We start from the raw sequence: 12,379 nt of genomic DNA on the forward strand, positions 1-12,379 counted from the left end.
AGATTAGCATGAAGCCGTCCGTCATTTTGTATAAAGCTCTGCCGGAAGATCTGCAGAAACGCCTGGAAGAACACTTCACCGTTACGCAGGTGAAGAACCTGAGCCCGGAGACCGTGGCGCAGCATGCCGATGCGTTCGCCAACGCCGAAGGCCTGCTGGGTTCAAGCGAAAAAGTGGATGTCGCCCTGCTGGAGAAAATGCCGAAGCTTCGTGCTACCTCAACCGTTTCCGTGGGTTATGACAATTTCGACGTGGATGCCCTGAACGCCCGTAAAATCCTGCTGATGCACACGCCGCATGCCCTGACGGAAACCGTGGCAGATACGCTGATGGCGCTGGTGCTCAGCACGGCCCGTCGCGTGGTGGAAGTGGCCGAGCGTGTGAAAGCCGGTGAATGGACGAAAAGCATTGGGCCGGACTGGTTCGGCGTGGATGTGCATGGCAAAACGCTGGGCATCGTGGGTATGGGGCGTATCGGGCTGGCGCTGGCGCAGCGCGCGCATTTCGGCTTCAACATGCCGATTCTGTATAACGCGCGCCGTCATCACAGTGAAGCAGAAGAACGCTTCAACGCGCGTTACTGCGAGCTGGATACGCTGCTGCAGGAAGCCGATTTTGTTTGCCTGATCCTGCCGCTGACGGATGAAACGCGCCATCTGATTGGCAAATCCGCGTTTGAAAAAATGAAGAAGTCCGCCATCTTCATCAACGCGGGTCGCGGTCCGGTGGTGGATGAGCAGGCGCTGATTGAAGCGCTGCAAAGCGGCGAGATCCACGCCGCGGGTCTGGACGTGTTTGAGCAGGAGCCGCTTCCGGTGGACTCCCCACTGCTGAGCATGCCAAACGTCGTCGCCCTGCCACACATCGGCTCTGCTACCCACGAGACGCGCTACAATATGGCGGCGACGGCGGTAGATAACCTGATAGCCGCGCTTGCTGGAAAAGTAGACAGGAACTGCGTTAACCCGCAGATCCAACAGTAGAAACGAAAAAACCCGCCAGAAGGCGGGTTTTTGAATTTTGTGCTACTGGGTTGGAAGCTTACAGGCTTACAACGTTACCAGCTGCTGGGCCTTTAGCGCCGCTTTCGATGGTGAAGGAAACTTTCTGACCTTCGTCCAGAGATTTGTAGCCATCGTTCTGGATAGCAGAGAAGTGTACGAACACGTCTTTAGAGCCATCGTCAGGAGTGATGAAGCCGAAACCTTTATCAGCGTTGAACCATTTAACCAGACCAGTCATTTTAGCAGACATAGAAATTACCTTATTAACAAATATATTGTGCCTTCCGGCTTGATGGATTGCGTTACAGATTTTTAAGCGATGAAGGAAGGGTCACTACGAAGGGTATCTATGGATAACAATCTGGACTGCTTTACTAAACTGCTTTAGGTCTGTGTAACAAACCGACGCGAACAGTTATACCGATGTGGTAGAGGAATGACAAGCGTTATTTTCTGAATGCCGAAAAAAAAACCCCGCCTGAGGCGGGGTTTTTCGGTTTATTCTGTGGCAGCGACTGCTGCGCCCCACGCCTGGCTAAAGGCCTGGTGCTGGGCGGCCAGCGGCCCAATCAGCGTATTGTACTGACTTGCCTGCTGCGAGGTTGGGAACTGAATGCCGTTGGCAACAAAGCTCACCTGTGTCCCCTGCTGCGAGATGAAATCCCCGACCTGAACCAGCTGCTGAGTGAAGACCTGCGCGGCCGGAATCAGCGGTTGTATCGCTTCAGAGGGTTTCGTCACTACTTTCTCATACACTTTATCGAAGACCGGTTTAAGATCCTCGCCCTGCTTCAGCGCAGAACGTGACGCGTCAGCCTGCATTTTCGCATTTTGCAGCTGCTGGCTCAGCACGCCGAGCGCACCGTTGGACTGGCGCAGCGGCTCGCGCTGAGTCATATAATCCTGGGGAACACGGATGGCGTTCACGCTATCCACTACCGGGCGGATACCGGAGTCCATCGCCTGGCTCACCTGCTGTGAATACCCATAAAGAATGGCGTAATCGGACACATAGGGGCCAAACTGTTTTTTCTGATCCGCAGTCAGCGTCGGCAACCGCTCGCCGCTGCGCATCACTGTATTCTGCAGAAAATCGATAAACGCTTTGCGCTGATCGCCTTCTTTATCAAAACACCCACTCAGGCTAACAACCATCAACAACGCCGCAATAGGCGCAAACCAGCGAGAGCAGGACTTTCCTGTCGCCATTTTATTACTCCTTTCACCCAAAAAAGCGCACACCGGCACACGCGTGCCCGACGCTGACAAGGATAGTCCAGGTCAGCCTTGCAAGATACTCTTTTCATGTAAAACGACTATTGCCGATTTATTTCTTACTATTTACAAAAAAATACCTGGCGAAGCCGACATATGGTTAATCAGGGAATTAGCATAACTATCCAGATAGCTGAATCGCGTAAAGCGATCGTTACCGCACGATTAATCACAGCCGTGACGATCCTTGGTTTGTATTAGGGACTATTCTTAATTGGCTCTCTGATGTTCTTGATCACGATGTGAGATTTAAGAGGAGTTCTCAATGGAATATAAAGATCCTGAGTTTGAGCTGCTGAGCAGTCTGGAACAGATCGTTTTTAAAGATGTACCGCAGGCCATTACCCTGCAACAAAAATCCAATCCCTTTACAGAATATGAGCAATTGCGCAAAGGGACAGGACTGAAAACTGAAGAATTCGCCAGAGCGATGGGTGTCAGCGTGGCTATGGTGCTGGAGTGGGAGTCAAAACGAGAGAAACCCACCCCAACCGAGTTAAAGCTGATGCGCCTGATTCAGGCCAACCCTGCACTCAGCAAACAGATAGCGTAGTAAAGTTTGAACGCCCCCGCCTCTGCGGGGGCTTGTGTTTAAAGGCTCTCGAAACGCCAGCCCGTCTCTTCCCACACCATCTCGTGCGTCAACATTAACCCTTTTAAAAACGCATCATCGTGTGACACCACCAGCAGCGCGCCGGGGAAACCAGCCAGCGCCGCTTCAATAGCCTGCACTGAAGCCAGATCCAGATGGTTGGTCGGTTCATCCAGCAACAGGAGCTGCGTGGCCTCCCCGCGCCAAAGCACGCAGGCCAGCGCAGCCTTCAGACGCTCACCGCCGCTCAGTTCCGCCAGCGGGAGCGAGACTTTGTCGGCCCCCAGCTGAAGCTGGGCTAAACGGGTGCGTAACATACCCTCTTCCAGAGGCGTATTGCCCAGGTTGAGGTGCGTCATGACCGACTGCGACAGATCGAGCCGGGAAAGATGCTGATCGAGATAAGCACAGCTGACCGACACCTTGCAGGTTCCTGAGCGTGGACTAATGTCGCCGAGGATGGCTTTCAACAGCGTCGATTTCCCGCAGCCGTTCGGACCTTTTAGCGCCACGCGCATTGGCCCATCCATCCGCCAGCTAAGCGGAGGAACAGGCACATGCGGTAACACCAGATCTTCCAGCACCAGCACCTGTTTACCTTCCGGGATCTGACTCCCCGGCAGGGTAAACATCACCGGGTTATCTTCTTCAACCCGCTCACGCGCCTTGTTTACCGCGGCATTCAGGGCTTCATTTTGCTCGCTGTGCTGTTTTTTCCAGGAGCCAATACGTTCCTTTGCCGCGCCTTTGTATTTGACGCGTTCAAACGACGCGATATTCAGAGTATCGACGGTGCGTAATGTTTTTGCCGAGCGCCGCTGGCTGTCGTCATGCTCTTTTTGCATACGTGCGCGGGTGCGTTTGCGCTCCGTGGCCGCGTGCTCCAGCGCCGCGCGGGCCGCCTGCTGTTCGGCATCGCGCTGGGTTTGATAATCCGCATAATTCCCACCGTAGCTGCGCAGCCCGCCGCTGCTTAGCTCAAGAATACGCGGCACCTGCGCCAGCAGCTCACGGTCATGGGAGGCGACGAGCATGCCGCCCTGATAACGGGCAAGCTGGTCGTAGAACCACGCCCGTCCTTGTCGATCCAGATGGTTAGTCGGTTCGTCCAGCAGCAGGAAATCCGCTTCAGCCGTAAATGCCCCGCACAGCAGCGCGCGAATACGCTCGCCGCCGCTGAGCTCACCGGCTGGCTTATCTGGATCAAACGGCGGGAGTTTCGCCCGGGCAAACGCCTCGCCAAGACGTTCAGCTAAATCCCAGAATCCATCAAGCATTTCCAGATCGTCAGGCTGGTAATCGCCGCTGTCGATACGCGCTCGCGCCGCGAAGATGGCCTCGTACCCGAGCAGCTCAGCCAGCGTCGTGTGCGGCAAAATGTCCTGCTGCTGAGCCACATAGACATATGTTCCGGTACGTTCAATATGCCCGCTTGCAGGCTCATCAAGCCCCGCCAGCAGACGCAGCAGACGCGTTTTCCCGCTGCCGTTACGGCCAACCAGAGCGCACAGAGACGGCTCCAGAGAAAAACTCAGCGGACCAAAAAGGGTATCGCCCGTCGCAAACTGACAGGTGACCTGATGCAAAATAAAAGAAGGGGACTGCGCAAAATGAGCCATAAGCACTCCTGAATGAAATCAAAACATCCCCTGCCCACGCGGTGGCGTTTAGCAAGGATCGAAATTCATCAGTCGTGTTTGTTCATTTTTGGGGGGCGCTCCAGAGCGAGAAATTTAACGGAGATAAGGATAGCGGTAATGTGTTGACCATTTCAAGGTTAAATTTTCAGCGACACGGTATTAAAAAAACCCGCCGAAGCGGGTTTTGAGCATGTGTTACAACGGGCACATTACTGCAACAGCGAAATATCCGCCACGCGCAGGAACAGCTCGCGCAGTTTTTCGAGCATGGAGAGACGGTTAATACGCAGTTCTTTATCTTCTACGTTCACCATCACTTTCTCGAAGAAGGCGTCGATCACGTCACGCAGCTCCGCCAGCTCCACCAGCGCTTCCTGGTAGCGACCTTCCGCGAAGTACGGCTCGAGCTTGTCGCGCAGCACCACAACCTGCATCGCCAGGGCGATCTCTTCCGGCTCTTTCAGCGTCGCGGCGTTTACGCGCTCGTTCAGCGTCTCGTCGGATTTCGCGAGGATGTTGGATACACGCTTGTTGGCCGCCGCCAGGGCAGATGCCGCTTCCAGCGTACGGAAGTGGGAAACCGCCTTCATACGCGCATCGAAATCAGCCGGACGGGTTGGACGACGCGCCAGCACCGCCTGAATGGTGTCGACGGTGTAACCTTCGTCCTGATACCACGCGCGGAAACGGCCGAGCATAAAGTCGATCACGTCATCCACCACGTTCGCGTTGGTCAGCTTGTCGCCGTACAGACGCACCGCTTCTTCGGTCAGGGTCTGCAGATCAAGGTTCAGGTTCTTCTCAACGATGATGCGCAGCACGCCCAGCGCGGCACGACGCAGCGCAAACGGGTCTTTATCGCCTTTCGGATGCTGGCCGATGCCGAAGATACCCGCCAGGGTGTCCATCTTATCGGCAATCGCTACAGCGCAGGCAACCGGGTTGGACGGCAGATCGTCGCCCGCAAAGCGCGGCTGATACTGCTCGTTCAGAGCTACGGCTACGTCTTCCGCTTCGCCATCGTGACGCGCGTAGTGCATGCCCATTACGCCCTGGGTGTCGGTGAATTCGAACACCATGTTGGTCATCAGGTCGCATTTGGAGAGCAGGCCCGCGCGGGTCGCGTGGTTAACGTCGGCACCGATTTCACGGGCGATCCAGCCGGACAGCTCCGCGATACGGTCGGTTTTGTCGCGCAGCGTACCCAGCTGCTGCTGGAACAGCACGGTCTGCAGGCGCGGCAGGTTATCTTCCAGACGCTTTTTACGGTCGGTATTGAAGAAGAACTCGGCATCCGCCAGACGCGGGCGCACCACTTTCTCGTTACCGGAGATAATCTGGCTCGGATCTTTCGATTCGATGTTCGCCACGAAGATGAAGTTTGGCAGCAGCTTGCCGTCGTTGGCGTAAACCGGGAAGTACTTCTGGTCACCCTTCATGGTGTACACCAGCGCTTCTGCCGGAACGGCCAGGAATTTCTCTTCGAATTTTGCGGTCAGCACAACCGGCCATTCCACCAGAGAAGTGACCTCTTCCAGCAGGCTGTCGCTCAGGTCGGCATTACCGCCAATCTTACGCGCCGCTTCTTCCGCGTCCGCTTTAATTTTGGCTTTACGCTGTTCGTAGTCGGCAATCACTTTACCGCGTTCCAGCAGGATCTGTGGATACTGGTCGGCATTGTCGATGGTGAACTCTGGCTCGCCCATAAAGCGGTGGCCGCGGATCACGCGATCGGACGCCACGCCCAGAATGGTCGCCGGAATAACGGTGTCGCCCAGCAGCAGGGTCACGGTGTGTACCGGACGCACGAAGTGTACGTCAGACGCGCCCCAGCGCATCAGCTTAGGAATCGGCAGCTTCGCCAGAGAAGTGGCGATCATGTTTGGCAGCAGCGCTTCCGCGCTTTCGCCTTTCACGTGGGCACGATACAGCAGCCATTCGCCTTTATCGGTGGTCAGACGCTCGGCCTGATCGACGGTGATGCCGCAGCCGCGCGCCCAGCCTTCGGCAGCCTTGCTTGGCTTGCCTTCCGCGTCAAACGCCTGGGCAATCGCCGGGCCACGTTTTTCGACTTCACGATCCGGCTGAGACGCCGCCAGATTTGCCACTTTCAGCGCCAGACGACGCGGCGCGGCAAACCACTCAATTTTACCGTGCGCCAGGCCAGCGTTATCCAGCTCGGCGGTCACGTTCGCAGCAAAAGATTCAGCCAGGCTGCGCAGGGCTTTTGGTGGCAGCTCTTCGGTGCCGATTTCCACCAGGAAAGTTTTCTCAGACATGGCCGCCTCTTATTTGTTTCGGTTGCACATCGGGAAGCCAAGGGCTTCACGGGACGCGTAGTAAGCTTCTGCAACGGCTTTGGTCAGGGTGCGAATACGCAGAATGTAGCGCTGACGTTCAGTCACGGAGATCGCTTTGCGGGCGTCCAGCAGGTTGAAGCTGTGGGCGGCCTTCAGAATACGCTCGTAGGCAGGCAGCGGCAGCGGAGTTTCCAGCGCCAGCAGCTGCTGTGCCTCTTTCTCGTACTGCTCGAAGCAGGTGAACAGGAAGTCCACGTCCGCGTATTCGAAGTTATAGGTGGATTGCTCCACTTCGTTCTGATGGAACACGTCGCCGTAGGTGGTTTTACCCAGCGGGCCGTCGCTCCAGACCAGGTCGTAAACGCTGTCTACGCCCTGAATGTACATGGCCAGACGTTCCAGACCGTAGGTGATTTCACCGGTGATTGGCTTACATTCCAGACCGCCAACCTGCTGGAAGTAGGTGAACTGGGTCACTTCCATGCCGTTCAGCCACACTTCCCAACCGAGACCCCAGGCACCCAGCGTTGGGTTTTCCCAGTTGTCTTCCACGAAACGGATGTCGTGGATGGTTGGATCCATACCCAGCTCTTTCAGCGACCCGAGATACAGTTCCTGAATGTTGTCGGGTGATGGCTTAATCACCACCTGGAACTGATAGTAATGCTGCAGACGGTTCGGGTTTTCACCGTAACGACCATCGGTCGGACGACGGGAAGGCTGCACATACGCGGTCGCCATTGGCTCTGGCCCCAACGCGCGCAGGCTGGTCATCGGGTGTGAAGTGCCGGCGCCGACTTCCATGTCCAAAGGTTGAACAATGGTACAGCCCTGACGAGCCCAGTAATCCTGTAAGGTCAGGATCAGGCCCTGGAAGGTCTTGGTATCAAACTTTTGCATAGTATTTCGTGCTGGATACGTGTGGTTTTAAATGGAAGGGACCAGTATACCCGCTGGCTGCAAGATATACAGTACGAAACGGGGTTGTTTAGGGAAAATTGGGAAATAAGCCTTCCGGCCAGAACGCTGGCGGCGTCTGGTTGTTGATTATGCGAGCAGGCTAGCGCATGGAGAGATGTAAAAACTGACCGTCCGCATCAAACGAGCAGACAAAGCCCTCTTTGCGCGCAGTATACCCTCTAAGCTCATAGCTGCCCTGAAAGCGCTCAAACCCAATGACGTTAATTTTCTGAACGTCCGAGTTATAGCGCCGAGCGGCCCGCTCTTTACAGAGCGCTTCCATATTCAGCGAACGCTCCGGGCTTATTTTTCCCTGCTGCGCTTTTTGCACGGGGACTTCCTGTGGCGCACTGCATCCTGCCAGCATCAACAGCAGAAAGAGTGATGCCACACGCTTCATCATCATTTTTATTACCGTCCTGGTCAGCGGCTGTTATTTTTAATATCAACACTTTTATAGATTAAGGTCTGCCATTCTGCGAATCTCGCGGTCTCCCGGCAAGCCTGCGCATAAAACTCAGAATTTTCCAAACGAAGACTTTTGGACGATGGGAGTCCCACTCACTTTACAGGGAATACGAGGAACTGATGCCGTCAAAAATTAACTGGATTGATAACCTGCGCGGAATAGCGTGTCTGATGGTGGTCATGATCCACACGACGACCTGGTATGTCACGAATGCCCACAGCATCAGCCCCGTTAACTGGGATATTGCCAATATCCTCAACTCCGCGTCGCGCGTCAGCGTGCCGCTGTTTTTTATGATTTCCGGCTTTCTCTTTTTTGGCGAGCGTAGCGCGCAGCCGAGGCACTTCATCCGCATCGCGGCCTGTCTGGGGTTCTACAGCGCCGTTGCCCTGCTCTATATCACCCTGTTTACCTCCATTAACGCCGGGTTATCCCTCAAATATTTGCTGCAAAAACCGGTTTTCTACCACCTGTGGTTCTTCTTCGCCATCATCGTTATCTATCTGGTCTCTCCGCTCATTCAGGTGAAAAACGTCAGCGGGAAAATGCTTCTGGCCCTGATGGTGGTGATTGGCATCGTCGCCAACCCGAACACGGTCTCGCAGAAAATCGACGGTTTCGAATGGTTGCCGGTAAACCTCTATATCAACGGCGACACCTTCTACTACGTGCTTTACGGCATGCTGGGGCGCGCCATCGGGATGATGGACACGCAAAAGCGCGGTCTGAACTGGCTCTGCGGAGCGCTGTTTATCGCCGGCGTGGCGGTGATTTCACGCGGGACGCTACATGAGCTTCAGTGGCGCGGCAATTTTGCCGATACCTGGTATCTGTATTGCGGGCCGATGGTCTTTATCTGTGCCGTATCGCTGCTCACGCTCGTTAAAAACACCCTGAATGCGCGTCCCCTTCCCGTGCTGGGCTTTATCTCGCGGCACTCGCTGGGAATTTACGGTTTTCACGCGCTGGTGATCCACGCCCTGCGAACAAGGGGCGTTGAGCTCAAAAGCTGGCCGGTGCTGGATATCGTCTGGATTTTTGCCGCTACGCTGGTTATCAGCCTGCTGCTGTCGATGCTGCTGCAAAAAATCGACGCGCGCCGCTTCGTCAGCTAACGCTGCGCTGCCGGGCGCGGTGGTACTGGCGCGGGGAGGAGAAGCCTGCCGCCAGAGAGGCCTGTTCCACGCCGCGCCCCTGCATCAGCCACTGCTCCGCCACCGCCAGACGCAGCTGCTCCAGATAATCGCGGACGCTAATCCCTAAATGCGTCTGGAAAAGCCGGGTGAGATGGCGCGGGCTGACGTGCGCCAGTGCGGCGATATCGGGCAAGCTCCACGTTTTTTGCGGCTCGGCGGTGAGCGCATCCTGCGCCCGATGGATCGCCGGATGAAGATGGTTGCGATAGCGCAGCCACGGTGAAAGCTGGGGATCGTCACCGGAACGGCGGAACCAGACCACCATCTCGCGCGCCACGGCCAGCGCCTTTTCGGGACCGCACAGGCGGTTAATCATATGCAGCGCCAGATCGATGCCCGACGTGATCCCCGCGCTGGTCCAGATATTCTCGTCCTGTACAAAGATGCGGTTTTCTTTAATCGTCGCCGTGGGAGCCACAGTGCGTAAACGGCTGATAACGTCATGGTGGGTTGTGCACTGTTTGTTATTCAGCAGGCCCGATTTCGCCGCCAGCAGCGCACCAGAACAGACGCACATCACCGTGATATCCCGGCGCTGAATGACCGGCTGCAAGCGCATTAGCCAGTGCTGGATCTGCTGCGCCTGCGGCGTTGAGAACTGAACGCGGGAGTCGCTCACCCCCGGCAGGACAAGCAGACTCCCCGGAGGCAGACTTTCCGGCAACGGCTGGATGCCGCCCATCGTCAGGCCTATCGACGTCGGCACGTCCGGTTGCGGCCCAATGTAATGCAGACGAAACGCGTCGCCAGCCAGCACAAAGGTCTCAGCCGGGCCTGACATATCCAGTGCCAGTACCCCGGGTAACATCACGAACCAGACGTCGATGCGCATTACAGTGACTCCAGCGTCTCCGCTACCGTTTTAATTTCGGCAAAACGCCCGGCCAGTACCGTCTCGGTACGATGGCGAATTTCCGCTGCGCTCAGGGTAATGCCCTTGTACATCATGGGAAACGTCAGCGTTGCCTCGCTCACAAACGTCACAGCATAACCCAGATCGGATGCTACCCGAGCGGTGGTTTCACAGCATTGTTCCGTGCGAATGCCGCAGATAATCAGCTGGTTGATATCACGCTCGCGCAGCCAGCGATCAAGCCCGGTATCCGTGAAGGCATTATGGACGTGTTTCTGGAAAACCACATCCGGCTGATGACGCAAAAAGGCCATCGGTTTGACATAGCCGCTTTGCAGCGTGAAGGGGCCGTCTTCATCCACATGAAAAATATCAACGACTGGAATACCGCGCGCCTGGCAGCCTTCAATCAGCCCCAGCATCGCCTGCTGAAAGGCAGGAATGTCGCCCTCCTGCCAGTAAGGGCGATGATGGAAGGACTGCTGAGTATCAATATTGATGAGTGCAATGCGTGACATGATAAATCTCCTCGCCAGTGGGTGTGTCACCATACTGGCAAGGAAAGAGAGGCACGCACAGACCAAAAAAGGACATCCTCGTGCCTCTGTCGGACAAGCGAGTTTATGACATCAGCGGCAGCAGCTGCTGATAGATTTTGCGGAACACCTCGCGCCTTTCTGCATAACGGGCATGTCCTGCCGCGTCAGGCACATGCGCCTGTTCAAGCGTAAGCTGCGGCAGCAGCTGCGAAAGCGGCTTTTCCGGGTTCATAGCGATCTGCGCCAGACGCGCGGCGCCGAGCGCGGGGCCAACATCCCCTCCCGTGCGGAAATCCAGCTGCAACCCGCTGATATCCGCCAGCATCTGTCGCCAGTAAGGGCTTCGCGCGCCGCCGCCAATCAGGGTGACGCTCGCCGGTTTCAGGCCGCAGTCGTGCACTACATCCATTCCGTCGGCCAGCGCATACCCCACACCTTCCAGAACCGCACGCGCCAGCTCTGCCGGGCCGTGCTGATGGGTTAGGCCAAAGAATACCCCTTTCGCTTCCGGGTTGTTGTGCGGCGTACGCTCGCCAGAAAGATAGGGTAAAAACCAGACGGTACTCGCCGCGTCATCCGCCTGCTGCGCCGCCGCAATGAGTGCCGGAACGTCCGCCATGCCGGTAAGCTTCGCCGCCCAGTCCAGGCAGGATGCCGCGCTCAGCATCACCGACATCAAATGCCATTTTCCCGGAAGCGCATGACAGAAACTGTGCACAGCGCTTTCGGGATTGCTGCGATAGCCGTCGCTGACGGCAAAATAGACCCCAGAGGTTCCCAGCGACAGCATCGTCTGCCCCGCCTCAACCATCCCGACACCCACGGCACCCGCCGCGTTATCACCGCCCCCGGCCACCACCGGTACGGCAGGCATATTCCAGCGTTCCGCAACGTCTGGCAGCAGCGTACCCGTCACCTCACAGCCTTCGAACAGCGCGGGCATATGTTCCCGGGTCAGATGGCAGGCATCCAGCATCGCCTCGCTCCAGTCGCGCTTCGCCACGTCGAGCCACATGGTGCCCGCGGCATCGGACATGTCGCTGGCGAAATCGCCCGTCATACGAAAGCGCAGATAGTCTTTCGGCAGCAGGACTTTCGCCACCTGACGGAAAATCTCCGGCTCGTGGCGCTGTACCCACAAAAGTTTTGGTGCGGTGAAGCCCGGCATCATCAGGTTGCCCGTAATCTCGCGGGACGTGGGCACACGCGCTTCAAGGATTGCGCACTCTTCCGCACAGCGGCCATCGTTCCAGAGAATAGCCGGGCGCAGAACGCGATGCTGGCTATCCAGCAACGTTGCACCATGCATTTGTCCGGCAATGCCCAGCGCTTTCACGTCGCGCAGGCTGTGCTGCTCGCCTAAGGCTTTTATCGCGCGATCCGTCGCCTGCCACCACTGCTCCGGGTCCTGCTCCGACCACAGCGGATGCGGGCGTGAAACCTGCAGCTTTTCAGTCTGCGTTGCTAACACGTCGCCCTGCTCGCTTAACAGGATGGCTTTCACACCCGATGTGCCAAGATCGATCCCGATATACATTGTGGTGACTCCTT

The 12,379-nt window shown here is 56.6% G+C and carries 12 protein-coding genes; 3 read left to right on the plus strand and 9 right to left on the minus strand.

The window, feature by feature from the left end:
• The first annotated feature begins 8 nt into the window (after positions 1 to 8).
• The gene (gene ghrB, locus IM295_RS13750; RefSeq protein WP_028015080.1) at positions 9 to 983 is read left to right on the plus strand and encodes a glyoxylate/hydroxypyruvate reductase GhrB; all 975 of its coding nucleotides are present in this window, start codon (positions 9 to 11) and stop codon (positions 981 to 983) included.
• A gap of 58 nt (positions 984 to 1,041) precedes the next feature.
• Here the strand turns inward: ghrB and cspA are convergent, their stop codons facing one another.
• A complete protein-coding gene (cspA, locus tag IM295_RS13755) occupies positions 1,042 to 1,254 on the minus strand; it encodes an RNA chaperone/antiterminator CspA (protein WP_003860775.1) in 213 nt (70 codons plus the stop codon).
• A gap of 248 nt (positions 1,255 to 1,502) precedes the next feature.
• A complete protein-coding gene (locus IM295_RS13760; RefSeq protein WP_193066825.1) occupies positions 1,503 to 2,213 on the minus strand; it encodes a DUF3053 domain-containing protein in 711 nt (236 codons plus the stop codon).
• A 331-nt stretch (positions 2,214 to 2,544) separates the two neighbouring features.
• On the opposite strand from IM295_RS13760, the gene IM295_RS13765 reads away from it, so the two are divergent.
• Entirely contained in the window at positions 2,545 to 2,832 is a 288-nt protein-coding gene (locus IM295_RS13765) for an HTH-type transcriptional regulator (protein WP_028015078.1), read from the plus strand.
• 38 nt (positions 2,833 to 2,870) lie between these two features.
• Here IM295_RS13765 and IM295_RS13770 read toward each other — a convergent pair whose 3' ends face one another.
• The 4 genes from IM295_RS13770 to IM295_RS13785 all read right to left on the minus strand — a co-directional run bounded on the left by IM295_RS13770 (position 2,871) and on the right by IM295_RS13785 (position 8,177).
• Complete coding sequence (locus IM295_RS13770) at positions 2,871 to 4,490, minus strand: ABC-F family ATP-binding cassette domain-containing protein (RefSeq protein WP_126300636.1); 1,620 nt, start codon at positions 4,488 to 4,490, stop codon at positions 2,871 to 2,873.
• 230 nt (positions 4,491 to 4,720) lie between these two features.
• Positions 4,721 to 6,790 (minus strand): glycine--tRNA ligase subunit beta, encoded by a 2,070-nt coding sequence (gene glyS, locus IM295_RS13775; protein ID WP_028015075.1) that lies wholly within the window; start codon positions 6,788 to 6,790, stop codon positions 4,721 to 4,723.
• A 9-nt stretch (positions 6,791 to 6,799) separates the two neighbouring features.
• Positions 6,800 to 7,711, minus strand: coding sequence for a glycine--tRNA ligase subunit alpha (glyQ, locus tag IM295_RS13780; RefSeq protein WP_003860141.1), 912 nt, complete (start codon positions 7,709 to 7,711; stop codon positions 6,800 to 6,802).
• Between the two features lie 160 nt (positions 7,712 to 7,871).
• Positions 7,872 to 8,177: a YsaB family lipoprotein gene (locus tag IM295_RS13785; protein WP_028015074.1), complete on the minus strand. Its 306-nt coding sequence runs from the start codon at positions 8,175 to 8,177 to the stop codon at positions 7,872 to 7,874.
• A gap of 182 nt (positions 8,178 to 8,359) precedes the next feature.
• Between IM295_RS13785 and IM295_RS13790 the strand changes: the two genes are divergently transcribed.
• Positions 8,360 to 9,355 carry an acyltransferase gene (locus IM295_RS13790; protein WP_126300638.1) on the plus strand — a complete coding sequence of 332 codons (996 nt, stop codon included), beginning with the start codon at positions 8,360 to 8,362 and terminating at the stop codon, positions 9,353 to 9,355.
• Here the strand turns inward: IM295_RS13790 and IM295_RS13795 are convergent.
• From IM295_RS13795 to xylB, 3 genes are all read right to left on the minus strand, one after another.
• Complete coding sequence (locus tag IM295_RS13795) at positions 9,348 to 10,268, minus strand: GlxA family transcriptional regulator (protein ID WP_045260023.1); 921 nt, start codon at positions 10,266 to 10,268, stop codon at positions 9,348 to 9,350. The genes IM295_RS13790 and IM295_RS13795 overlap by 8 nt on opposite strands.
• Complete coding sequence (locus IM295_RS13800; RefSeq protein ID WP_028015071.1) at positions 10,268 to 10,807, minus strand: isochorismatase family protein; 540 nt, start codon at positions 10,805 to 10,807, stop codon at positions 10,268 to 10,270. The genes IM295_RS13795 and IM295_RS13800 overlap by 1 nt, the downstream gene beginning before the upstream one ends.
• Before the next feature lie 103 nt (positions 10,808 to 10,910).
• Entirely contained in the window at positions 10,911 to 12,365 is a 1,455-nt protein-coding gene (gene xylB / locus IM295_RS13805; protein ID WP_028015070.1) for a xylulokinase, read from the minus strand.
• Positions 12,366 to 12,379 lie beyond the last annotated feature (14 nt).

The organism is Enterobacter cloacae complex sp. P14RS, assembly GCF_014895895.1.
GTDB lineage: Bacteria > Pseudomonadota > Gammaproteobacteria > Enterobacterales > Enterobacteriaceae > Enterobacter > Enterobacter bugandensis.